This is a genomic window from Bradyrhizobium canariense (assembly GCF_019402665.1).
Classification (GTDB): domain Bacteria; phylum Pseudomonadota; class Alphaproteobacteria; order Rhizobiales; family Xanthobacteraceae; genus Bradyrhizobium; species Bradyrhizobium canariense.
This window is the reverse complement of sequence record NZ_VSST01000020.1, coordinates 1-22,134: the sequence shown is the minus strand read 5'-3', so window position 1 is coordinate 22,134 and position 22,134 is coordinate 1. Positions and strand designations below refer to the sequence as shown.

18 protein-coding genes and 3 pseudogenes are annotated in these 22,134 nt (G+C 60.0%); 8 read left to right on the top strand and 13 right to left on the bottom strand.

From position 1 onward, the window contains the following. Positions 1–143: 143 nt before the first annotated feature. Together FXB41_RS10825 and FXB41_RS10820 are read right to left on the bottom strand one after the other, a co-directional pair. Positions 144–908, bottom strand: a complete 765-nt coding sequence (locus FXB41_RS10825; protein WP_246648746.1) for a molybdate ABC transporter substrate-binding protein — start codon at positions 906–908, stop codon at positions 144–146. A gap of 282 nt (positions 909–1,190) precedes the next feature. Continuing rightward, a pseudogene (locus FXB41_RS10820) lies at positions 1,191–2,304 on the bottom strand (transposase); the annotation flags it as partial. Positions 2,305–2,359: 55 nt separating this feature from the next. Here FXB41_RS10820 and FXB41_RS10815 point away from each other — a divergent pair. Together FXB41_RS10815 and FXB41_RS10810 are read left to right on the top strand one after the other, a co-directional pair. Then, positions 2,360–2,590 (top strand): hypothetical protein, encoded by a 231-nt coding sequence (locus FXB41_RS10815; protein WP_219681969.1) that lies wholly within the window; start codon positions 2,360–2,362, stop codon positions 2,588–2,590. Next, positions 2,570–2,989: pseudogene (locus FXB41_RS10810) on the top strand (hypothetical protein); the annotation flags it as partial. The gene FXB41_RS10815 and the pseudogene FXB41_RS10810, both read left to right, overlap by 21 nt. Here the strand turns inward: FXB41_RS10810 and FXB41_RS10805 are convergent. After that, positions 2,966–3,190, bottom strand: a complete 225-nt coding sequence (locus FXB41_RS10805; RefSeq protein ID WP_219681968.1) for a hypothetical protein — start codon at positions 3,188–3,190, stop codon at positions 2,966–2,968. The pseudogene FXB41_RS10810 and the gene FXB41_RS10805 sit on opposite strands and share 24 nt — an antisense overlap. Before the next feature lie 461 nt (positions 3,191–3,651). On the opposite strand from FXB41_RS10805, the gene FXB41_RS10800 reads away from it, so the two are divergent. Next, positions 3,652–4,626: a dienelactone hydrolase family protein gene (locus FXB41_RS10800; RefSeq protein ID WP_219681745.1), complete on the top strand. Its 975-nt coding sequence runs from the start codon at positions 3,652–3,654 to the stop codon at positions 4,624–4,626. Between the two features lie 193 nt (positions 4,627–4,819). Here the strand turns inward: FXB41_RS10800 and FXB41_RS41920 are convergent, their stop codons facing one another. The 4 genes from FXB41_RS41920 to FXB41_RS10785 all read right to left on the bottom strand — a co-directional run bounded on the left by FXB41_RS41920 (position 4,820) and on the right by FXB41_RS10785 (position 11,021). Further along, positions 4,820–5,125, bottom strand: coding sequence for a hypothetical protein (locus FXB41_RS41920; RefSeq protein WP_376707492.1), 306 nt, complete (start codon positions 5,123–5,125; stop codon positions 4,820–4,822). 793 nt (positions 5,126–5,918) lie between these two features. Next, on the bottom strand, positions 5,919–8,123 hold the full coding sequence (locus tag FXB41_RS10795; protein ID WP_219681744.1) for a Z1 domain-containing protein: 2,205 nt from the start codon (positions 8,121–8,123) through the stop codon (positions 5,919–5,921). After that, on the bottom strand, positions 8,120–9,673 hold the full coding sequence (locus FXB41_RS10790; RefSeq protein WP_219681743.1) for an ATP-binding protein: 1,554 nt from the start codon (positions 9,671–9,673) through the stop codon (positions 8,120–8,122). The genes FXB41_RS10795 and FXB41_RS10790 overlap by 4 nt, the downstream gene beginning before the upstream one ends. Beyond that, the gene (locus FXB41_RS10785) at positions 9,663–11,021 is read right to left on the bottom strand and encodes a DNA cytosine methyltransferase (RefSeq protein ID WP_219681742.1); all 1,359 of its coding nucleotides are present in this window, start codon (positions 11,019–11,021) and stop codon (positions 9,663–9,665) included. Before FXB41_RS10785 ends, FXB41_RS10790 begins: the two co-directional genes overlap by 11 nt. A 451-nt stretch (positions 11,022–11,472) precedes the next feature. On the opposite strand from FXB41_RS10785, the gene FXB41_RS10780 reads away from it, so the two are divergent. After that, positions 11,473–12,333: a DMT family transporter gene (locus FXB41_RS10780; protein ID WP_219681741.1), complete on the top strand. Its 861-nt coding sequence runs from the start codon at positions 11,473–11,475 to the stop codon at positions 12,331–12,333. Between the two features lie 18 nt (positions 12,334–12,351). Here FXB41_RS10780 and FXB41_RS10775 read toward each other — a convergent pair whose 3' ends face one another. Continuing rightward, on the bottom strand, positions 12,352–13,287 hold the full coding sequence (locus FXB41_RS10775) for a LysR family transcriptional regulator (protein ID WP_219681740.1): 936 nt from the start codon (positions 13,285–13,287) through the stop codon (positions 12,352–12,354). A gap of 92 nt (positions 13,288–13,379) precedes the next feature. Here FXB41_RS10775 and FXB41_RS10770 point away from each other — a divergent pair, with 92 nt between their 5' ends. Then, positions 13,380–14,234, top strand: a complete 855-nt coding sequence (locus tag FXB41_RS10770; RefSeq protein ID WP_219681739.1) for an NAD(P)H-dependent oxidoreductase — start codon at positions 13,380–13,382, stop codon at positions 14,232–14,234. 20 nt (positions 14,235–14,254) lie between these two features. On the opposite strand, the gene FXB41_RS10765 is transcribed toward FXB41_RS10770, so the two are convergent. Continuing rightward, entirely contained in the window at positions 14,255–15,463 is a 1,209-nt protein-coding gene (locus FXB41_RS10765; RefSeq protein WP_007598940.1) for an EAL domain-containing response regulator, read from the bottom strand. 545 nt (positions 15,464–16,008) lie between these two features. After that, the gene (locus tag FXB41_RS10760; protein WP_219681738.1) at positions 16,009–17,172 is read right to left on the bottom strand and encodes a hypothetical protein; all 1,164 of its coding nucleotides are present in this window, start codon (positions 17,170–17,172) and stop codon (positions 16,009–16,011) included. A 340-nt stretch (positions 17,173–17,512) separates the two neighbouring features. On the opposite strand from FXB41_RS10760, the gene FXB41_RS10755 reads away from it, so the two are divergent. Beyond that, positions 17,513–18,124: a LuxR C-terminal-related transcriptional regulator gene (locus FXB41_RS10755; protein ID WP_219681737.1), complete on the top strand. Its 612-nt coding sequence runs from the start codon at positions 17,513–17,515 to the stop codon at positions 18,122–18,124. An 83-nt stretch (positions 18,125–18,207) separates the two neighbouring features. Here FXB41_RS10755 and FXB41_RS10750 read toward each other — a convergent pair whose 3' ends face one another. From FXB41_RS10750 to FXB41_RS10740, 3 genes are all read right to left on the bottom strand, one after another. After that, positions 18,208–18,456: a hypothetical protein gene (locus FXB41_RS10750; RefSeq protein ID WP_007598946.1), complete on the bottom strand. Its 249-nt coding sequence runs from the start codon at positions 18,454–18,456 to the stop codon at positions 18,208–18,210. Between the two features lie 123 nt (positions 18,457–18,579). After that, positions 18,580–18,957 (bottom strand): Hpt domain-containing protein, encoded by a 378-nt coding sequence (locus FXB41_RS10745; protein WP_035995376.1) that lies wholly within the window; start codon positions 18,955–18,957, stop codon positions 18,580–18,582. Positions 18,958–19,113: 156 nt separating this feature from the next. Continuing rightward, entirely contained in the window at positions 19,114–19,812 is a 699-nt protein-coding gene (locus FXB41_RS10740; protein ID WP_219681736.1) for a Crp/Fnr family transcriptional regulator, read from the bottom strand. Positions 19,813–20,489: 677 nt separating this feature from the next. Between FXB41_RS10740 and FXB41_RS10735 the strand changes: the two are divergent. Further along, positions 20,490–20,971: pseudogene (locus FXB41_RS10735) on the top strand (response regulator). A gap of 424 nt (positions 20,972–21,395) precedes the next feature. Beyond that, the coding region (locus FXB41_RS10730) for an Hpt domain-containing protein (RefSeq protein WP_219681735.1) at positions 21,396–22,134 on the top strand (739 nt) is incomplete at its 3' end.

Sequence of the window (22,134 nt, the reverse complement as noted above, 5' to 3'; positions counted from 1 at the left end):
AGTATGCAGATTGGCACATTTCTAAAGAACTGGAAGGCGGATTTCGATGAGCCAAAGGGGACGCCGCCTATCGCATTTGGGCCAAACCGGAAGTCGGGTGAAGTTCGTGCGCGGGCGAGGTCTCGCCAGCGTGGTCCGTAGGATCAGCCGGGATCCATGCCCTTCGATTTGATGATTGCAACCGCAGCCGGACCTTTAAGGTATTCAATGAGGGCCTCGGCAGCGGCGGTCTCTTTGGTGTCCGTTCCAATCGCGGCCGTGAACGCCACGTTCTGCTGCAGTTCGGCCGGAAATGGCCCGACGACGTCCAAACCGGGTGCAGTGAGAACGTTGATAAGGAATATGCCCAATTCCACTTCACCTTGGGCGACAACGGCGACGACCTGCGCCGGGTTGGGCTGCGCCCTCATCTTGGCCTTCATAGGCTCGGCGATTTCAAGGCGATCAAATACCTTTGCGATTGAATAGCCAGTTGCGCTCTCCGGGATCGAGGCGATGGATCGAGCTTTGAGCAGCGTTGCTTTGAGCGCGGCCGGGTTGCCGATGTCGGGCTTTGGAGCCCCAGACCGAACAGCAATGCCGAGGCCAACGTGGGCAATATCGGTCGTCGGACTTGCCGCGAATTTAGATCGGGCGGACGCGTCTTGCATAACTTCGAGGGGTACAACGCCAACATCGAACGGCTGGCCCGACGTAGCCTCCTTTATGAGGTTCGGAGTTGTTCCAAAGAAAATCTCAAGCTTATGACCAGAGGCTTCCTCGAATTGCGGTTTGATATCCGCCCAAGCGCCCGACATTGCTCCACCGGCCAGAACCCTAAGTTCGGCAGCGTGCACGTCAGCGGAGCGCCACAGCACAAGTGCCAAACCCAGTATTGAGGCCGCGAGTAAGAGTGAATACCTCTTCAACACAAAACACCTCATTGATTGCAGCGCTCAAATTAGCTATTTCACCAAGGCACGCAGACCAGCGCGAATATTCACTTTTCGCGGTATTCCTGCAAGACGGACGGCGGCACCCCGATGTCTCAGTTGGGTCACAAGCGGTCCTCGGGCGAATGGGCACGGCAGGTCAGTTATGGGCCGATTTCGTTGCAAAAGTCGTCTGTGAGCGATGGATCGTTCGGCGATTTCGCTAAGGACAACCGGCTTTGATCCGCCGGCCCTGACGCTCTCTACGCAACTGGAACGCTACGCAGTGCGCAGAGCCCGAGCAGGTGGCGGACGAGCGCCCAGCGACGCGAGCCGCCGCAGGTTCTGGGCGATGGCAGCAAGAACAAACTCGTCCTGGGCGCCTTTTGGTCCCCGCAGTCGGAGCCGACCGAGCTTCAGGATGCGCTTCAAATGTGCGAACCGCATCTCGATCTTCTTGCGCTCACGCCGTGACTTCTCAAAGTCGTCGGTGTCGGCAATCGACCGGGCAACGTCTCGGGCGTATTCATGAATGTCGCGCGGGATCTTGCGCGACGGTTCTTTTGGACAGCACTGCGGTTTAAGCGGGCATACATCGCAGTCGCGCTTGCTTGCTCGATACAGCAGCGTCTTGCCTTCATGCACGGTGCCGCTTGTCCCAAGCCGCTTACCAACTGGGCAGTGATAGACGTCGCCGGCCGAGTCATATCGAAAGTCGCTCCGCGAGAAGGTGCCGTCATCCCGCTTCGACTTATCGAACACAGGATATGTGGCGCGGTGCCCTTCTCCTCGACCAGCCAGTTCAGCATCGGAGCAGCACCGTAAGCGGTACCTCTGATAAAGCGTTTTGGCTTGAGACCGAAGCTCTCCTCGGTCCGTTCGATCATGGTTTTTTGCTGCACCGACCTCGGCCTGGCGAATGGCGTGGGAGGCCTCGACATCAACGATGACGCCGAACTTCACGTCGATGAGATAGTTGTCGGGAGTACGCGAAGAATGCCGGCCCCTTGTGAGCGCCGGTCCACTGCGCTGCCGGATCGGATGGCGAGACAAACTTCGGGACGACATCACTGGCGGCGCCCCACGCCGGATCGTCGAGGGTTGCCAAATACTCCTTCACCGCGCGGCTAGACCTGGCCGGATCGCGATCCCTGCGCCAGTCCTGACCTGCGATCGAGCGCTGCTTGTTCGCGTCGGAAGCAATCAGGCTCGCATCGACTGCAAATCCTTCGCCGCCAACCAAATCCGCGGCATTGCATGTCTCGACGATCCGGTAGAACACGCGGCGGAGAACATCGCCATCGCGGAAGCGCTCGTTGCGGGCGCGCGAGAACGCCGAATGATCCGGGACAGCGTCCTCGATGCCGAGCTTGCAGAACCAGCGACAGGCGAGTGTGTTTCGGCATGGACCTTTTGGATGCCGATAGGGGGGCCCAGTCGAACGCCGATTGACAAGCGGGCGCGGCGGCCAACCGATTGGTCTGTACTCGCACCAAAAAGCGCGTGCCGAGATCCTGCGCCAGGCAAAAGAGCTTGTAGATGTCGCTCTCGCGGTCGGCCACATGCAGGCAGCGCTCTGGCGTGCCCACGAGCGCTATCGACTGGCGCGAACGGAGGACCCAAAAGATGCCATTGAGCACGCGACGGTCATTCACCCGCAAATCAAGGCGCAGATCTAGGAAACCACCTCGGACTACGACCGTGAGAAGCTCCAGGAGCGTCTTGCCAAGCTCGCTGGCAGCGTCGTGGTGATCCGCGTCGGCGGCGCGACCGATGTCGAGGTGAAGGAGCGCAAGGATCGCGTTGATGACGCGATGCATGCGACCCGCGCGGCTGTTGAAGAAGGTGAGTACGGCAACTTGGTCGCCAAGGGCATCATCGACCCGACGAAGGTGGTTCGCGTGGCGATCCAGAACGCGGCCTCGGTAGCGGCTCTCTTGATCACCACTGAAGCTATGGTGGCGGAGGTGCCGAAGAGGAACGCAGGCGGCGGCGTGCCTGCGGGTGGCGGCGGCATGGGAGGCATGGGTGCACGGATTTCTAGGTCAACCCGCTTATGGCGGAACCGCAGAGGATAGGCCTATTTCGAGAAGGCAGACGATCATCTGCTCAAAGGAAGGGGCATGAGGGCCCGGCTGCCTGCCCGCAATACGGCGAACTGTTCCGAGGAGCTCTTCTTGCATGCAGGCGCCGAGATGAGGCTGCTGTTCAACCGCGCGGCTTGTTCGCAGCATCGGTTTGATGGCGGTCCATTCATAATCGCTGAGTTCGTAGCGCATGATTCGCGGCTCCGGTTTCGGAGCTTGAATCAGGTCTCGGGCGCGCCATCAACTCGTGATGGACCGTGGCGGTGCCTCTTAACGGTCTGAATTACTTCCGTTTTCGGCGCAACAATGGACATGGCCCGGCTTCTGACCGACTCACGTCTGTCGCGCTTGAGCCGGAGGGGACTCTAGCCAACTTCAGACGCCTATCTGTCAGCTTTTAAAGAATCGGGGCATGTTGGAAGGCCCAGCAGATTGCTTGCAGGGTTGCCCGCTACGACTTGGGGACGTTGAAGGTTGTCGGGTGGCAGAGCCAACTGATGCAGCCCGTAGCGCTTTTTCACACTCCGATGGGGCGCTCGCTGTGCTCGGTGCGATGCAGCAAACACCATCATCGTAGGCTGACGAAGTTGTTCAGCGCGGCATGACCGTGGTAACATCAATCGATATTTTGCATTGTTGATTAGGGGGACGTCATGAGAGTGGTTTCCGCACTGGTCGGAGCGTTATTTATTTCACTGATCTTCGGAGAAGCTCAAGCGCAGATCGCGCGTGAAGCGTTCTATTCAATCCCATCACAAACAGCATCAGCCGCCGATTTTCTAACAGGAAAACAAGGAACGCCCGTCGCGCTTGCAGGGCAATTGCGGCTTGCGAAATCTGGCTCGACGAAACAGCCGCTCGTTATACTTCTGCATTCAGCGAGTGGGCCCATCACGGATGGCGCACCCTACGAGGAATGGCCGCGGGTCCTTAATGAAATCGGCATCGCAACGTTCGCAGTTGACAGTTACGCCGGTCGCGGGCTGGTCAATTATCCGGGTGATCCCAACAAGATTTCCTTTCTGACCCGGATTATTGACGCTTACCGCGCGCTAGATGTTGCCGCAAAGGACCCGAGGATTGACACCTCTCGCGTCGCGGTAATGGGCTTCTCTCAAGGGGCATCTGCCGCACTTTATTCTAGCATGGCTCGATTTCAGAAAATGTACGGCAGCCCAGACCTTCATTTCGTCGGGTACATATCTGCTTACGCGATATGCGGCACACACTTCCAAGACGACGAGAACGTCAGTGGGCCGATTCTCATGTTGCACGGAACCGCGGACGATCTCACGCCCATAACGCCATGCCGCGAATATGCAGAGCGGCTGTCCAAAGCGGGCAAGAGCGCGCGCATACTCGAATACCCCGACGCATTTCACCAATTCGACGCCCCAATGTACCGGACCCCGGTCAAATTCGAACAAGCGCCCAATCCGATCAGACGATGTCGCTTCGAAGAAGGTGAGAATGGCGCCACTCTGAACGCCGAGACGAAGCAACCGCTGACGCCGAGTGATTCCTGCTACGAAAAGGGTTTTACAGGGGGCTTCTACCAGGAAGCGGCGGCGGACAAATCCCACGAAGATGTAAAAGCCTTCTTGAGAGAGTTGTTTCAGTTGAAGTAACCAATGCCTTCCACGCGACGGCCTACAGCTCTTCCCGAAGATCCATCAGCATTTCGCCGTGCCTGTAGTGAGGAGGTTCGATGCTGCTTTTGTACAATTTATGGGTTCACGGCCTAGGCAGCCTGAAAGCCGATCGTCAACCCGGACTCAGCGGGGCGCATTGTCCGCTGCGCGTCAAACGCGGCGGCAGGTGTCAAGTCAGACGGCAGCGCCGTTTGCCCTGACAACGGGCAAAACGCGCGTTCAAGCGACCTTCGGCTCGGCCATAACCGGAAGTCGAGGCTTGTCTGCAGAGACGGTGCATTGACGCCATCTCAATGGACGGGGACGGGCACAATCTCAAAGCGGAGCACCACGCGAAGCACAGGTCCCGAGCCGTCCCGCACCTCGTTGAAAGAATACGAACTACCGAGCCCGGGAGCACGTCCTTGGCGAAGTCTGCCATTGCCTCGGACGCCGCACGCTTTACCTCTTCCAAGCTGGCGATTTGACCCCCCATCTCGTCAGGAACGAACCTGTCGTTGTCGCGCGTGTCGAAGTAGTACAGCGGCATGGCGGTCAAGACACGGTCGCGCTTGATGTTCCTATCCGAAATTAGAAACTGCCCTGATTCATCCGGGGCCGTAGGCCATCATAACCCCGGTTTCCCGGGTCCTTGTGCCACCGGGCCAGCCTCTAAGCGACGCCGCTCGCTCGGTTGTTCGGCATCGAGCATTTGCTGCGCTTGCCGCGCCAGCTCCTCATAGTCTGCTTATTTCGACCCTCCCCACTGTCAAGGTAGAGGGTCCTGACGACGCACTACTTTATGGCCTCGGCCGACAACATCTCATCAACTCTGAATCAAGATCGCGCGGCGGGCTGGTCCCTGGGGCATTGACCGCGGCAGACATTGGCGCGATTCTGCGTCGCTGGTCGCTGCAGTAGTCCACGTTGTAGTCGTCAGTGTAGTCCGTAATCCGCCGGCTCGCGTTGTTTCATCGAGGTAATCGGGCGGATAGGGCTTAATTGGTCCGAGAGTCCCTCCCTCTCCGCCAATCTTCCTAGGATTGTATAGCGTCCGCTATAGGCTCGGCCTGGCTGATACGTGGCCTGCAAGACGCGCATTGACGACGATTTGCGCCACCCGCTTTGATCGTCCCCCGCACACCAGGAGATAGTCCCGGAACAACCCGTGGCCAACGGGAATCGAACGGTCAGCCCCGTCGAACATTCGATGAAAGCGCGCATCGAACAATGGACAATTCACACGGCTAATTATCGGCTCAATTTCTCATGATTGGTACACTGAGCAATCACTGCCCAGCTTGGACCTGGATCAACCAGTCTCTGGCGAGGCTAGGAGGCACGTAAAAAACAATAAGTGGGGCCGCCGTCGCGACCACTTTCTTGCCTATTCTGAGATCGTAAGAATGTAATTGAACTGAAAGTCGATCAGGCTTCTGAAAAAACGTATCGCCCGGATAGCCGCCCGGCCGATCTGTCCGGCCCTGCAAAAAGTTTTCGATTGTGCCATCGGCGTTGATATCGCGGCGACCGCTAGCCTCGGGGCGCATCCTGTAGACCGCAGCCGTCAAAGTAGGATCGCGCCGAAATGCCTCACCAATCGTAACTAGTAGACCGGTGAATGCAGCAGTGTCACGTGGATCTTCGAAGCGATACTCAACAAGCGCGTCTATGATCCTTTGCATCTCTACGCTCTCAGCGATCTGATGCCGTTGTGCAGTTTCCTTGGAAAGGTAGCTCGTATCGGCGAGGAATCGTAAATCGCGCATGAGGGACGCTATGGTCTCGGCGTTTCCTTGACGTGCTGATGCGGTCAACAGTGCGCCGCGTTGCTGGGTCCATCCGCCGCCCGCCCGAGTTCTAGTGTAAGGATCTGACACTACCGATCTGCGGCACGGATGAAGAGAGGGATCTAGAATAAGTCGACGCCGCCAAGTACGTAGATTCTCACCAATTCTTTCAATCCGCTTCAGCTCCGCACGCATAGTCTGTTCGTGCTCAACGTAGTCCTCAAACGCAGTCTTCAATCCTTGCTCAATAAAAATGCGGCACAAGCCTAGATAGCTTCTCTTGTAGCCAAAGAAGCGAGCTCTCTGCTGAATTGTATCTGCATTTCCGACACCAACCCCCCTCGGCATATAAGTTACCGAAAGGGAATCGACGGTGAAGCCTCGATCCACCGCTTGTCCGCCAACTAGAATCCAACCCTCTGCGTGCCTCCAGTTGATTTCGGGCGTCTTAGGGCTTCCGCGCGTATTGAACTCAATTACGGTTGTGTTGCGTAACGCTCGTGGCAGTTTCTCGATCACGGCATCGAAAGCGGGAAGGTTTGGTTCTGTTGTCAAAAGCTCATTGTAAGCGTCTCTAAAATCCGTGATCGCTTCCCGACGATCTGGGTCATTAGACGGAGCGGTGAGAGCACCAATCCAACTATCCTTCGCGGCACTCGCCCATTGAGCGCTCGATTGATGTACTAGGCGTTCGCGTGCCGGATGGATCAACATCGATCGACGACGGCCACTGTGGATAATGATGCTTGCAGCTAAGCCCACAAAAAAGAGTCGCAAAGCCGTCAATAGGCTGTCCGGTGGATCTATTGGCAGAGCATTTGTCGGGGGAATATCATTGATCGGTATCACTTCAACGTACGGACTGTTTCTCGCAAAGAAAACTTCGCCTCCGACATATCCGACTCCGGGTTCAAGAACGTGAACGAAGTCCGGAGAGAGTGTGTCCGCGATATTGATCAGAAGGGGAGCTTGGGGCGTGGCGGTATACTGAAGAAACGTATGGCACGGCAGGGCGTCTCGCAACTCACGCAATCGAGTGTACGTTGGGCTTTCCTGTCCCCGGTTGACCTTGGTGTTGAGACTTGCTTGATCCGCTTCATCATCAATAACCAGAGCCGGAACATCTCTTAGGTCCAAGCTACGCAGGAGCGCTGTAAGGGAACTTAGGCGCTGGTTTTGCTTCAAGACCGTAAGCAACAGAGTCGGCTTCTCATCCCCGTCTCGCGTCGCATCGCGCCAATTTGCGATGGTCTGGCGAAGCAATTGTTCGTACTGCCCACCCTGAGACTTCGGGTTTTTCTCCATTATCCAAGCTGGGAGGCCTTCGCCTCCTTCGACATCTAAGTCTTTGCGGAGTCGTTCGTGCGATTGAGTCAGCAAGTTGCTCTTATTTCCAGCAACAACAATAACAAGCGGAAATCCGTTGTCGCGCGCAAGGCTGATTACGGTCGTGAATGATAGCGTCTTGCCACTTTGAACATATCCCACCACCAAACCGGTCGCTTTGTTCGGACCCAATTTCGGGTCTACTCCAGAGCCCAGAATCTCAGCAGCAGAACGCACCAACAGAAGCTGACCATTTTCATCGATTCCGCTTCTCCGCAGCACACCGGCGGCTTGTTCTCTTTGAAACGGAAGCCATTTGACACCGGGCTTCAGAACCTGATTAGCCAAAGGTGAAATCGGCGAACTGTTGGCGCTCATGGCTGCGACAAAGCCTCTCTGAGAAGTTCGTTCAAATTTCGCCGCACGGTGCCGGCCGATTTCACTCCCGAACGCCGCGCTAACTTTTCTGAAATTGCGATCCCCGCGGCTATTCTTAAAATCGGCTCAATATCGTCAGCGCTGGTCTGAGCAAACAAGACCATGAAAGGGTGGGCCATCGAGACCCGAATTTCGATGGTATCTGCGCTACCATTTGTTATTCCCGGGTCTGCAATTGAAAGCCAGTCGCCCTCAGAAGGATCGTCTGAGAGTTCGATCCGTACAAGCCAAGGCACCCCCCGGAAATCAAACCGGAGTTCTCGAGCTGCCAAAACGGGTTGCTGATCTAGCGACTCCGTCTTTGTCTCAAAAGGTGGTGCGTCAGCTATTTCTGGAAGCGCCGATGGCATCGATTCTACGATGGTGTCACCGACTCGGCTTAGCGCCTTGGTCGCAGCTCGCGTCCGATCCTTCTTCGACGCCAAGGCTCGATAGTGCTCACATTGGCGAAGCAGCGGGAGTTCGTCACTGTCTAAATGCTCTTTAAGCAATTCTAGAAATGGCTCTTCATTATCGTCCCAACGAAAGCCATCCTTGGTATGGCTCACGTCGAAGCCATGAAGGTGAAGTTCACCGAACAGTCTGAGTCTAGCGTAGCTGCTGCTCCCACTGGTCCCAAAAAGTAAGGGAGGTCGATAGCCGTCCTCCGCGCTTCCTTCAATCAAACGGAAACGCCGGAAAAGGGCAAAGCCAGATCGCGAATAATTTCCGGGATCGCGGAGCGCAGCGAAGCCATTCACAAAAAGCCCGCCGCCAAGGTCGAAATTAATGTCTTTGCGCCAAAGGACGGATTGTCCATGAGGATCTTTATAAAATGGAGCATCTAGAACAGGAGGCTCATCATACGACAGAAGGTCCGGGCCAAACTGCAGCGAGAAAATGCCGCTACGAAGCAGAACCCGATAGATGTCGGTGAGATGCTCTTTTATCTTCCCAAGCGAACGCCCGACCGGAACATGGTGCAGTTCATCAAGGACAACTTCGGTATAGTGATCGTCGACCTTGGCAGGACGTTCTTGGATATCAAGTTCTTCGATGTCGTCCCGAACGATGTGGGCAATATCGAATTGGACGGAACGCTCCACGTCCTCCCCCAGAGCCTTCGTTCTTACTCGCCAGCGCGGAGCAAACCAGCAAGCCGCGCTCTTCATCCCCATTCCGAACTCAGAGAGCCCTGTTCGGTTCGGCGGAACTACAGCGGGGCGAAATGCTCGCGGGAAAGCATCTTTCGGAATACCTGCGGCGTTGTCTCGAATGACAATTCGGCCCGGTGTTGAGGTGTCCACCTCAATGGAAACTTTCAGCTTCCAATTCCCGCCGTGATGCGAAAGGAGCCTCTCAGAATTGTCAGCGAAACTCTGAACGGCGTTGTCAACGAACTCAGCTAGCGCAAACCAAGGTTTGTAATTTAAATGCCGCAGCACGGACAGAACGCTCACGCCGGGCCGGATACTGACCCGATTAATTGCGCTCGCTGCTTCAGGCTGCATCGGCTAACTCGTAGCGCATTGAGCGTCGTTGCCGGATAGGGCGCTGAACAATCTGAATGTCTGCCTTGAACAGCGACTTAGCTATTTGCTTGACGACCGTAACGTTGACGGCGTTCCCCAGCGCCTTAAAGGCGGCACTTTTTGAATTGGGTAGATGCTTTAGTCGCCCCATGCTCTGTAGGTGACTGCATTCCTTCACAGTCAGGTAACGTCGCTCCCAAGCAACAACAGGGACCTGGCTTGAAGACATGGCTACCAGCGATGGGGCGCGCCGCGGTGATTTCACTCGAATGCCAGATGCCCGAAATTGTATTACGTAAGACCAAATGTTTCGGGAGCCGTCCTTACAGTTCCATTCTAGTTTTTGAAAACTTGGAGGGAAGTTTTGGACTCGGGGTAGCCAAGCGTCGATGATCGCTTGGTGTTTCCGATAGAATTCCCGATTTTTGCGGATGAATTCAATTTTCCATTCAGGGAAGTGCTTGGACTTTTCCCGCGCATACGGAGGAAGCGCCTCCAACAACTTGTCCTTCGGGAGCCGCGATAGTGACCTGCCGAATGCACCTGCGCATGCCCCCATCTTTCGATACTTCCGCGAATGGGGAGTTCTACTTGTGTATGGATAACTTGCGCCGAACTCCATTGCCCAAATCGGCCACGTCGGGAGAGGCTCATCTTTCGGTAGCGCGTTGATGAGCGATTGCCAGCATTTCAAATACTCGATGAAGTGTGGCTCGAGATACCGAGCCTCCACAGGCTTCTTTTCTAGAATGGTACGAATTGAAAGATTGGGACTTGCGGTGCCCTTTGGCCAAGCGAAATGCGCAAGCCCTTTTCGGTGACCAACTATAAAGGCGCGTTCGCGTGTCTGCGGCACGCCGAACATATCGGGCGACAATTTCGATTCGGATACGTCATAGCCGGCCTTAATCAGCTTTCTGCGAATTTCTTTCCAGGTTTCTCCATCCTCATGCCGCATCAAGTTGGGAACATTTTCCATGATCAGCATGCGGGGCTGATGATGATTTAGAATCTTTATGATGTAAGTGACGAGATCGCCCCACTTTGGACAATCGAGACCCAACTGATCTCCAGCCTTGGAATAATTTTGACAAGGAAACCCGGCGCACAAAACATCGTGGGCGGGGATTTCCTGAGGTTCAACGAACCGTATGTCCCCATGAGGCCTTAGTCCAAAATTCTTATAGTATAGATCTGCTAGTTCGGGGTCGATCTCACTGGCGAAGACGCAACGATGTCCCAAAGAATCCAGTGCTTGATGAAATCCACCTAGACCACAAAACAGATCGATGAAGCGCAATGCTTTCTTCTGGCTGCCGCCGCCCATTTACACCCTATCCCCTTCAGGTATTCCTCCCGGTGCGACCCCAGCCCCTGGGTGCGCTGCACCTACGAAAAGACGAATCTTTTCGCAATACTCACTTTGGTTGAGTTGTCCAGAATTGTCGAGGTCCGCTGCGCTAGACTTTCCGCCGAGGTCGGCGACGTCACGGACATTCCGCGCCGCTAACAGTCAATCATGCGTTCAAACGCGGTTGCCGCGAGCAGCTGGGTCTAATGGTGTCTCGCCTCGATTTGCACGGGGTATCGTCCGGCGTACCTGACGGGTCAGCCAATTCCGCCCCCACGTAAGTCATTGATATTGCAGCCCCCGTCTACTGTGCATGGGGTTGTTTTCGCGGTTTTTGTTGTCCGGCCTCGGAAGGCTTAAGGGTAATCGTCACGCCACCCCGGCTGGCACCTCCAGATCGGACCACCACCCACCACACGAGACAGACATGCAATCTTCCGGCAGCGGCTGGGGCAACGGGCTTCTTGGCGTCATCATCTTCAGCGGCTCGCTGCCGGCGACGCGGGTGGCGGTGGGCGGGTTTTCTGCGCTGTTCCTGACCTCGGTGCGCGCGGTCATCGCGGCGCTGATCGGTGTGGCCGTGCTCGGCCTGCTCCGTCAGGCGCGGCCGCAGCGCAAGGATCTCGTCTCGCTCGCGATCGTCGCCATCGGCGTCGTGGTCGGTTTTCCCTTGCTGACGGCGCTTGCGCTCCAGCACATCACCTCGGCGCATTCGATCGTCTTCATCGGGCTCTTGCCGCTGTCGACCGCGATCTTCGGCGTGCTGCGCGGCGGAGAGCGGCCGCAGCCGATGTTCTGGCTGTTCGCAATTCTCGGCAGCGCCACCGTCGCGGGCTTTGCGCTGTCCAACGACGGCACCGCATCGCTCACCGGCGATCTGCTGATGGTGGCGGCGATCGTGCTGTGCGGGCTCGGCTATGCCGAAGGCGCCGCGCTGTCGCGCCGGCTCGGCGGCTGGCAGGTGATCTCCTGGGCGCTGCTGCTGTCGCTGCCGCTGATGCTGCCCGTCGCGATTCTAACCTGGCCCTCGGCATGGAGCGGCATCAGCGTGCCCGCCTGGATCGGGCTCGCCTACGTCTCGGTCTTCAGCATGTTCGTCGGCTTCATCTTCTGGTATCGCGGGCTCGCGGTCGGCGGCATCGCCCGCGTCGGCCAGTTGCAGCAGCTCCAGCCGTTCTTCGGCCTCGCGCTTGCAGGCTGGCTTCTGCACGAACCGGTCGCCTGGAGCATGATCGTGGCGACCGCGCTGGTGGTCGCCTGCGTCTTCTTCGCGCGGCGGTTTGCCTGAGGCCGGATTGGTCTGGCCTTAGTTCTTGCCCGGTTGCGCCTTTTCAATCCCCGGCAGCCGCGCGATTCCCTCGGCGAGAAAATCGACCAGCAGCCGTACCCGCGCGATGCCGGACCGCTCCGGGACGATCAGCATGTTGAGCGGAACGGACGGCGGCGCGTAGTCTTGAAGCACGCGCTCGAGTTGGCCGGATGCAAGAAGGTCGTCGACGAGCCAAAGATGGGCCGGCGCAATGCCACGACCGGCCGCGAGCGCCTCGCGTGCGGCCAGCCCGTGATCCACCCGCAGCCGCCCTGCGAACGGGACCACATGGCGGCCGCCGCGGCGCCCGTGCAGCACGAGCACGTCGCTGCCGGCGATGTTCGACATCCTGACACCATCGTGGCTGGCGAGATCCTGCGGGCGCGTGGGCCTGCCGCGCGAAGCCAGATAGTCCGGTGCGGCCACAAGCACCCGCCGCGACTGACCAAGCAGCCTGAGCTTCATCGAGCTGTCGGTGAGCGGCCCCAGACGCAGCGCGATATCGACACCTTCCCGCACAAGGTCGATCCGCTCGTCGGTCAGGCTGAGATCCACCGCCACATCCGGATAGCGGTCCTGGAACGCGAACACCAAGCGACTGACGTGGAGCACGCCGAAGGCCGCGGTGCAGGAGACGCGCACGGTTCCGGCAGGCGCACCGCGTGTGCTGCGCGCCTCGTCGCCGGCGAGTTCGACCAGGCGCAGGATCTGCACGCAGTCGGCGTAGTAGCGGCGTCCTTCCTCCGTCATCGTCACGCTGCGTGTGGTCCGCGTGAGCAGCGGCACGCCGACGGCCTGCTCCAGTTCCCGCAGATGCCGCGTCACTGTCGACTGGCCGAGACCAAGCTCGCGCGCGACCGCGGACAGGCTTCCGCGCTCGGCGACCCGCACGAAGCTGCGCATGCGTTCGAGCGTAACGTCCGATCTATCCATATTTCGGCAGGATCCTATCCATCCGCGACAACTACCGGATTGCAGTCGGAGGCGCTACCTGCTGCTCGCAATCGTCAACCAAGGTGCTGATCATGAAAGTGTTGATCGTCTTCGCTCATCCCGAACCGCGCTCCCTCAACGGCTCGCTCCGCGATGTCGCCGTCAGAGAACTCGAGGCTGAGGGACACGAGGTGCGGGTGTCAGACCTTTACGCCCATGGCTGGACATCCGAGGTCGGCCGCGCCGACTTTCCGCTGCTGCCGCAGGACGCGCGGCTGGCGCCGGCCGCCGCCTCCAAGCAGGCGTTCGAGTCGGGCACGCTCACCGCGGACGTCAAGGCCGAGATCGAGAAGCTGCTGTGGGCGGACGTTCTGATCCTGCAATTCCCGCTGTGGTGGTTCAGCATGCCGGCCATCCTCAAGGGCTGGGTCGATCGCGTGTTCGCCTACGGTTTCGCGTATGGCGTCGGCGAGCACAGCGACAAGCGCTGGGGCGACCGTTACGGTGAAGGCAGACTAGCGGGCAAACGCGCGATGTTGATCGTGACCGCCGGCGGCTGGGAGGAGCATTATGCGGCGCGCGGAATCAACGGGCCGATCGACGACCTGCTGTTCCCGATCAATCACGGCATCCTCTATTATCCGGGATATGACGTGCTTCCGCCGTTCGTTGTCTACAAGGCCGACAAACTCGACGAAGCGGGTTTCCAGGCGACTGCCGAACGGTTGCGCGAGAGGATGCGAACGCTTGCGACGACATCGCCGATTCCTTACCGACGCCAGAATGGCGGCGATTACCTGATTCCGAGCATGCAGCTCCGCGCGGGGCTCGAGCATTCCGGCGCGACCGGATTCGCGCTTCACGTCGAGCAGGCCGAGGCACGCAGCCCGAATGGTGAGGCGAGCTCCATGCGCTCGACGACGGATGGTTGCGCGGCGATAGCCTAATCCGTCGCCCGCGAACGATATCACCCCATCACCGTCCGGGTCAGCGTGCTCCGCGCAAACTTCTTCAGCGGCATCGGCTTGCCGAACAGAAAACCCTGCACGAGGTCGAAGCCGAGCTCGTTGGCGGCGACGAGGTCGGCGCGGCTCTCGACGCCCTCGGCGACGGCGTGCACGCCGTAGCCATGTGAAAGCTCGACGATGTGGCGGCACACCGTGCGCTTGAGGCGATCAGTGCCGCTGCCGGTGACGAAGTGCCGGTCGGCCTTCAGCTTGATGAACGGAATTTTTCCGAGGTCCATCAGCGACGGCCAGTTGGCGCCGAGATTGTCGATCGACAGGCCGATATTGTGCAGACGCAGTTCGCGGGCGACCTCGACCAGGAGATCGAGGTCGCGGATCGCCTCCTCGCTGTCGATCTCGATCGTCAGCCCGCCGAAGGCCGGATGCGTCGGCATGCGGCGGCAGAGATCGCCCACGGCTTGCGGCTCCTTCAGATACGACGCCGGCAGATTGATCGCGAGATCGACCGGGCTCTGCTGCTCCAGCAGATAGTGCCAGTCCTGCATGGCGCGCTCGATCACGAATTCGGAGAGGTCGCGCAGATTCGGGTCGTGCTCTTCGGGGATGAAATAGGCCGGCGGCACCACGCCCCAGGTCGGATGCCGCATCCGCACCAACGCCTCTGCGCTATTGCGGATCAGCGTGCGCGCGTCGATCTTGGGCTGGTACCAGAGCTCGAGCCAGCCAGCGTGCAGGGCCTCGCCGACATGCACGGCCGGGCTCGGCGCCGGCTCCTCCGGCAACAGCATCGCGACGCGGTCGCGCAGCGTCTCCGCGGCAAAGGGCGTGGTCAGCGGCGGCAGCATCTTGAGGCCGTATTCCTCGCCGACCTGCTGCACCGCCCTGACGATGATCGACTCGCGGGCGCCCACCGTCAGAACCTTTCCGTCGAAGGCCTCGCGCACCAGCGTCTCCAGAAATTTTCCGGGCTCGATGCCGTCGGCAGCGATGCCGAGCAGGATCAGGTCGGGCAATCCGCTCGTCAGCACGCTCTGCAGCTCCTCGGCGCTGGCGCATTCGGTGGTGACGAAGCCGAGATCCTCCAGAACTTCCGCGAGAAACGCGCGCAGATGGCGCTTGCCGTCGGCGACGCAGGCGCGCGGCTTCATCTTTCGCCGTCCGAAGGTCTTCGGCCTTCGTTCGGCGAGTTCTACAATTTCGTCGTTCATCGCAAGCACTCCCGTTCCGTGCCGGTGTGTTAGCGACGTGAGCAGTTTCAAATATGGAAGGCTTCAGTCGATTGTCGAATTATCTGGGTAACGTTAAAGCACCCATCACGTCTAAAATTGTCTGCGTCTTGTTCGAGAAGTTTTTACGTCTGCCCGCGCATCGGGCGCAGGGTTGCGGCAATCACTGGAGATTCCGCGACGCGCAGTAAGGCTGCATGCACGCGCACTGTCCTGCAATTGGACCAAGCCGCGCGCGCCTCGCCCAATTGAATAATGGCGTGCCTCAATTGCGCGCGATGCGCGCATTTTTCCCGGTTCGCTCGTGACGGTTCTGCGACAATGCGTCGGCGCGCGCTGGCGCCCGTGTGAAGCACATCACAAGCGGATTGCTGCACGTGCGCTATTGCTCTGGGCAGCCGGTGGTGGGCTGTGGAGGATCGCAGCAATGACGTCGCGGCGAATAATGTATTGGTGGTTCAGGTTCGTGCTGTCAGGGCGATTTCTCGATCGCTTCCTGTGCCTGCCGCGCGCGCATTAGCGCGGGATCAGGTTTGGCCGATCAGCTTGCGCAACGCGGCCGCGCCGTCCTCGATCGCATCGCGTCCCTTCCAGGCCAGATAAGACAGCTTTCCACCGAGCGTATCGTGGCTGCGCAGCCGGCGCGAGCCGAGAATGTGGCCGACATTGGAGGGGAAGCGGCTCACCTCGGCGGCCACCAGCGCCGCGATCGCGTCCATCAATTGCTGGAGCCGAATGCCCCATTCGCAATGCTCGATGCCGTCGATCCGCACCTTGAGCGCATATTCGGTGTCGTAGATCTCGGCGAGCAGGTCGCGCGCGATCAGCACCCGGTTGTGCCGGAGCGCGATGCGCAGGGCGAGGCGCCTGTCGTCGAGCTGGTCGAGCACCATGTGAACGACGCAGGCATAGGGCGTGGCGGCGACATCGGCGGCGCTCTTGCTCGCGGCGGCCTTGGTGGCAAGGCGCACCAGTTGCCAGAACGTCTTCAGCCGCCTCGCCACCAGCGTCAGCGCGAACGGCAGCGCCTCGGGATGGGCCTTCTTGAAGGCGTCCAATCGTGCGGTGATCTGATCGACCAGGCCGTCGTCGAATTTCGCGATCTTCTCGGGCAGCTTTTCGTTAAACTTCGGCAGCGCAGCGCCGGCGCGCAGCACGTGCTGCATCTTCTTCACGTCGTCGAAGGCGGTGCGCGACGCCGTATATTGCGCGAGCTTGCCGCGCGCGAACTCGGTGCTCTCCGCTGAGGCGAGGGTGCTCTCGAGAACCTTGACGACCTTGGTCTGGAAGGTCGATGCGATCTTCAGCACTTCCTTGTGGTTGTTGGCGGCGACCTGGTCGTTGATCGCCTTGATGTAGTCGCGCGCCATGGTCGGCAGCAGGTCGCGGCAGATCCATTCCCAGATCGGGGTGAGGGTGTTGCGCGAGATCCGCCCCATATTGGCATGCTCGGGCGCGCCGTCGATCAGGAGCAGCTCGAGCGGCGCAAAGAAATGGCGCGAAGGACTGGTGGCGCGCGCCTGGCTCGATCCGTCCTTGCGAAATTCGGCCCGTAGCCGGGATTGGAGGTCGGACGAGCCCGGCATGTCGATGCCGCACAGCTCCAGCCGTTCAAGCTCGCTGAGCAGGCAGCTGCGCGACAGCGGCGTCAGCTTCTGCAGGAAGTTCGATAGCTGGTCGATCTCGTTCATGGCACGCAATCTTCCGCAACGATTCCAGCAGGCCTACCGGCCCCATGCATGGAGGCATTTGCGCGCTCTCAGTTGCGACATAGAGAAGCAAGCCGCCGTTAATATATCCGTAAAATCGGGTGCCGGAGGTATTCGGCGCTGACGTGATCGTTAAGAAGGCTTCCGGTCATCCGCCCATGATTTGAGCAGGTTCGGCAACCTAAGACTGTTGAGGGTCGTTGCCACTCAAGCATAAAGTGTGCCGGCGCCGGGGTTTCAGCACAAAACTGCCAAATTTACCGTAGTCTTACGGAGCAAAAAGTTAACTACAGATCGCGTTGGGTTCCGCTAAACGAGTGACATGGGGTCACAGAATGATACGGCCACTGATTCGCGGCCGTCGGAATGGTACGAAAGCAACGCCGCTCCAACTGAAGGGCTCGATGTCGTCCGCCTGAACGCCGCCCGCGCCAAGGCGGCCGACGAAATGGCCGCCGCCATCGCCCGCGAGCTCAACGGTCCCCTCACGGCGCTCCTGCTCTACATGGGCGAGATCAAGCATCACAGCGATCAGCTCGCGCCGGTGACGGGCGACCGTGCCTATTTGCAGCGGGTCGTGGAGAATGCGCTGGTGCAGACCGAGCGGGTTTGTGGCCTCGTCAAACAGCTTGCCGGTTCTCCCACGGCTGGTCTGCCGACCGCGGAGGCCGAACCGAAGCTCACGCGCGCGCCACAGCCGCAGCGGGTGTCGAGCGGCGAGATCCTCGGCCTGTCAGGCCAAAAGCGGCTGACCAAGCGCGAGGGCGAGGTGCTGAGGCTGATCAGCGAGGGATATTCGAACAAGCAGGGTGCGCTTCGGATGCAGATCAGCCCGCGCACCTTCGAGAGCCATCGCGCCGAGGCGATGCGGAAGCTCGGTGCGCGCAACACGGCGGACCTCGTCCGTGCGGCGCTGCTGCATTCGATCGACTGAAGGCTCTTGCCTCGGGCCGCCCGCCAGCGGCGAGGGCCAAGCGTGAGAGATCTCTCGAGAAAGACCCGCGGCTCCGATCGTGCTCAGAAATAATCTTCGGCGAAGGGACGCGCGCGCGACGAGGGCCGCAGCGGCTTGAGCTCTTCCTTCGGCACGTTGGGAATGATCGTGATGGTCCAGCGGGGCGGCATGCTCGATTCCTGCTCCAGCACCGAACGCACGAAGCCCGTCACCGTCGCCTCGCCAGCGGCCACCGTCGCCATCCGGCCGTTGAACTGTGCGATGCGGAAGCGACGAACTTCTTTCTGGTCCGCGGTCTCGTAGGTGAACATGGAAACCCTCCTGGTTTCCGGCGACTATCGCTGCCTATGATTAGCCATCTGTGAAAATCCCAAGCCGTAGAAGTACGGCGGGCATGCACGTGTGAGTGGTTACGGCGTTTTCGAGCGCGCGCGTCAGCCCTCCGGCTCCTGCGCGCGCCCGGCGGCATAGGCCGCGTCCATCAGGTCCAGGAGGTCGCGAAATCCGGCGTCGCCGAGCCTCTCCGCGGTCTTCTCCAGCCGCAGCGCCAGCACCGCGAGCCTGACATAGCCGAACGTTCCGGCCGCGCTCTTCAGCGAATGCGCTTCGCGCGCGATCCTGCCGTGGTGCTGCGCGAGCGAGAGCGTGCGGAACAATTGCAGGCGCGCACAGGTCTCGCTCCAGAACACGTCGCGCACTTCGCAAGCACCGTCCTCGCCGATCTCGCGCACCAGCGCCTGGTACGCGCCCGGCTCGCGCGCAGGCTCGGCATCAAGCGCTGTCTGCGCAGGCGCGACGGTGACTTCGAACATGGTTTGGCCTGCCTTGATCACGGTTGGTTTGCCGCTGGCCCGTACAGGCGCGCGCGTCACGTCCGTGTCTACGGCATCCGGATTTCAGTTCCGGTAGCAGGACAATCCGTGTTTGCGGGCCGGAATTAGCGGCCGGTTTACCACGCCGCGGCACCGTCAGCGTGGGCCGAGCAGCCGGTCATACTGCGCCTTCACGGTGGCGTAGCATTCGCACGCCGTCTGGCGCAGGCCGTCCAGGTTGAGGATCTGGATGTGTCCGCGGCTGTAGTGAATGAAATTCGCCTGCTGCAAGGTATTGGCGACCAGCGACACGCTGTTGCGCCGAGCACCGATCATCTGCGCCATCGCCTCCTGGGTCAGCAGCAGCCGGTAATCGCCGGAGAGGTCATGGGTGTGCAGCAGGCAGCGCGACAGCCGCGCCTCCACCGGATGGGCGGCGTTGCAGCCCGCGGTCTGCTGCACCTGCGCGTAGACCGCCAGCCCGTGACGCGTGAGCAGCGTCCGCAGGGTGCCGCTCTGGTCGGCCGCGATGCGCAGCCGGTCGAGGTCCATCATCGAGGCGGAGCCGGGAACCAGCACGATGGCCGTGTTCAGCGCGCAGGCATCGCCCATGGTCGAGAGCGTTCCGAGCAGGCTGTCGCGGCCGATCATGGCGACTTGCACGTGCTCGCCCCTGGCGAGCTCGACCACCAACGAGATGACGCCGCGATGAGGAAAGTAGGCGCGCTTGAGCGTTTCGCCGGTCTCGACCAGCACCGCGTCATGCGGCAGATCGCCCGTACGCAGGTGCGGGCGGATCAATTCATAATCGTCTGCCGACAGCGCGGACAGGAAACCGTTGGAGGAACGCACCATCGTTTCCAAAGTAGCCTCCCGTCTCTCGGACCCGCGGGGCCGCAGCACGCGAAACTGCTTGCCGTCCGCGCAAGTTCCATCATCTTCCCGTCGGGATATATAGGCAATTGGGACAAGTTGTCCGACCGGTGATCGCCGCTGCACGTCGCCCTCGCCAAGACAGATTCCCTGACCATTTCCACGATACCGATTTGGGAACCCAGCAGATCCAGATCGACTGGAGCATCCATTCGGAGGGTGGTCGCGGTCATGGTTGATCCGGCGCGTTTCGAAGTGATCCCCGCCATGTTCCTGTTCGTCATCCGGTTGTGCGGCAGCAAAACTTTATTATAATGGTTGTGTCGCTCTGCGTATACCCGGTGGGGGGCAGACAGGCTGGTGCATTTGCGGCCGAAATGAGAATGGCACGCTGATTCGCTGATGAGCCGGCGGACCGATCTGCGAGGGGTTTGCGCAGGTAAAAGCGGCAAGGGCCTTCATGAGCCGGAAGCATTGCATCCGCGCTGCCATCGGACGCCGGTCGACCCGTGCACCCTCGTTGGTCGGACGAGTGCCTGCAATTCTCAAACATTGCTTTGAACCTTGGCGCCGCGTGGCCGCAGATTCCGCGTCCATCGTCTTCCTCGCCGCGGCAACGACATTCTCAACAGTTCATTTCTCGAGCAAAGGAGAAAGGCGTGCGCCACGGTTCAATTATTGAATCGCCGAATCGGGAAGCTCAAACGGGGACAGAAGGTCTGCGCCATATTCTCGTCGTCGACGACGACCCGATGGTCTGCATGGCCATCGAGGTCTATCTCCAGCGCAACGATTTTCGGGTGACGATCGCCGAAGGGGGGAAGCCGGACTTCGCGCGCTCGAACACGAGCAGTTCGATCTGATGATCATCGATATCTTCATGCCGCACATGCGCGGGTTCGAATCGGTCAGGATCTTCCACGAGCGGGCGCCGGCCGTTCCGCTGATCGCGATGTCCGGCTACGCGTTCGCAAATCTGAATTCGCCTGCCCCCGATTTCCTCCGGATGGCGCTGGAGCTCGGTGCGGCGCGCTGTCTGCGCAAGCCGTTCACGCCGCACGCGTTGCTCGCCGCCATCAACGATTGCCTGGCGGAGCACCGTCCCCACGGCGACCTTGCCTCGGCCGCGCGCCTGGGTTAGCGCGGCACCGGCCGCAGTGGACGCGGGTAACGGTTCGTTTACCGCAAATGCGGGTCTTGCGTATCCCGGCAAAGCACCAAGCGAACGTGGCGAGACCGCCGCGGATTGCAGGCGGCTCGATACAATTCCGCGAAGACCGCGCATATCGTGCTTCACAAGCAGGGCTTTCCCGCGCGCCTGGTCCCGCTGTTATCGGCACGTTTACCCAACGAGTCTCGCCGTTGCGGCGCGGGGCCGGTTTTGCCGAAAAACGCTGTCGCCTGCAGTCGAACGGCAAACTTGTCTTCAATATCCGTATTAGCACGGAGGATGAAATTAACGGGACCGTGAAAGGGGATGTCTAACGATCCAAGGTGGGGACTTCCGTTCATGCCAGCGCGGCTCGGGTGTCGAGGTCCAGATCCAGGTCAGTAAGGCGTAGCTCATGGATGATCTGTTGCGGGAGTTTTTGACGGAAACCAGTGAGAGCCTGGACACCGTGGACAATCAGCTGGTGAAGTTCGAGCAAGAGCCGAACAACGCCAAGATCCTGGATAACATCTTCCGGCTGGTCCACACCATCAAGGGCACGTGCGGCTTCCTCGGATTGCCGCGGCTGGAAGCGCTGGCGCATGCCGGCGAGACGCTGATGAGCAAATTCCGTGACGGCATGCCGGTGACGGGGCAGGCGGTGACGGTGATCCTGGCCTCGATCGACCGCATCAAGGAAATCCTGTCAGGCCTCGAGGCGACCGAAGCCGAGCCCGAGGGCACCGACCGCGATCTCATCGACAAGCTGGAAGCGATGGTCGAGCAGGGGATGGCCGCCATGGCGGCGGGTGCTGCTGCTCCCGAGGCTGAAGCGCCGCCGCTGGTGCCGGAAGCGCCTGTCGCCGTTGAAGCCGCGCCGACCTCCGGCGTGCTGGCCGACCAGACCCTGGAGCGCCCGCTGCGTCCGGGCGAAGTGTCGCTCGACGAGCTCGAGCGCGCCTTCCGCGAAACCCCGATCGAAGTCCCGGCCCCGGTTGCCAAGGTTGAGGTCAAGGCTGAGCCCGCACCCGCCGCTGAAGCGCCAGTGCCTGTTGCCAAGGAAGTAGCGAAGGAAGCCAAGGCGCCCAAGGACAAGGCCGCGCCGAAGAAGTCGATCGCCGACGAGGGCGCCGGCGAGGGCGCCAGCATCGCCA

Bases quoted from the DNA above. Each gene is read 5' to 3' on its own strand.
- FXB41_RS10805 (WP_219681968.1), bottom strand. From the start codon at position 3,190: ATGCGCTACGAACTCAGCGATTATGAATGGACCGCCATCAAACCGATG.
- FXB41_RS10800 (WP_219681745.1), top strand. From the start codon at position 3,652: ATGAGAGTGGTTTCCGCACTGGTCGGAGCGTTATTTATTTCACTGATC.
- FXB41_RS41920 (WP_376707492.1), bottom strand. From the start codon at position 5,125: ATGGGGGGTCAAATCGCCAGCTTGGAAGAGGTAAAGCGTGCGGCGTCC.
- FXB41_RS10795 (WP_219681744.1), bottom strand. From the start codon at position 8,123: ATGAGCGCCAACAGTTCGCCGATTTCACCTTTGGCTAATCAGGTTCTG.
- FXB41_RS10790 (WP_219681743.1), bottom strand. From the start codon at position 9,673: ATGCAGCCTGAAGCAGCGAGCGCAATTAATCGGGTCAGTATCCGGCCC.
- FXB41_RS10785 (WP_219681742.1), bottom strand. From the start codon at position 11,021: ATGGGCGGCGGCAGCCAGAAGAAAGCATTGCGCTTCATCGATCTGTTT.
- FXB41_RS10780 (WP_219681741.1), top strand. From the start codon at position 11,473: ATGCAATCTTCCGGCAGCGGCTGGGGCAACGGGCTTCTTGGCGTCATC.
- FXB41_RS10775 (WP_219681740.1), bottom strand. From the start codon at position 13,287: ATGGATAGATCGGACGTTACGCTCGAACGCATGCGCAGCTTCGTGCGG.
- FXB41_RS10770 (WP_219681739.1), top strand. From the start codon at position 13,380: ATGAAAGTGTTGATCGTCTTCGCTCATCCCGAACCGCGCTCCCTCAAC.
- FXB41_RS10765 (WP_007598940.1), bottom strand. From the start codon at position 15,463: ATGAACGACGAAATTGTAGAACTCGCCGAACGAAGGCCGAAGACCTTC.
- FXB41_RS10760 (WP_219681738.1), bottom strand. From the start codon at position 17,172: ATGAACGAGATCGACCAGCTATCGAACTTCCTGCAGAAGCTGACGCCG.
- FXB41_RS10755 (WP_219681737.1), top strand. From the start codon at position 17,513: ATGGGGTCACAGAATGATACGGCCACTGATTCGCGGCCGTCGGAATGG.
- FXB41_RS10750 (WP_007598946.1), bottom strand. From the start codon at position 18,456: ATGTTCACCTACGAGACCGCGGACCAGAAAGAAGTTCGTCGCTTCCGC.
- FXB41_RS10745 (WP_035995376.1), bottom strand. From the start codon at position 18,957: ATGTTCGAAGTCACCGTCGCGCCTGCGCAGACAGCGCTTGATGCCGAG.
- FXB41_RS10740 (WP_219681736.1), bottom strand. From the start codon at position 19,812: ATGGTGCGTTCCTCCAACGGTTTCCTGTCCGCGCTGTCGGCAGACGAT.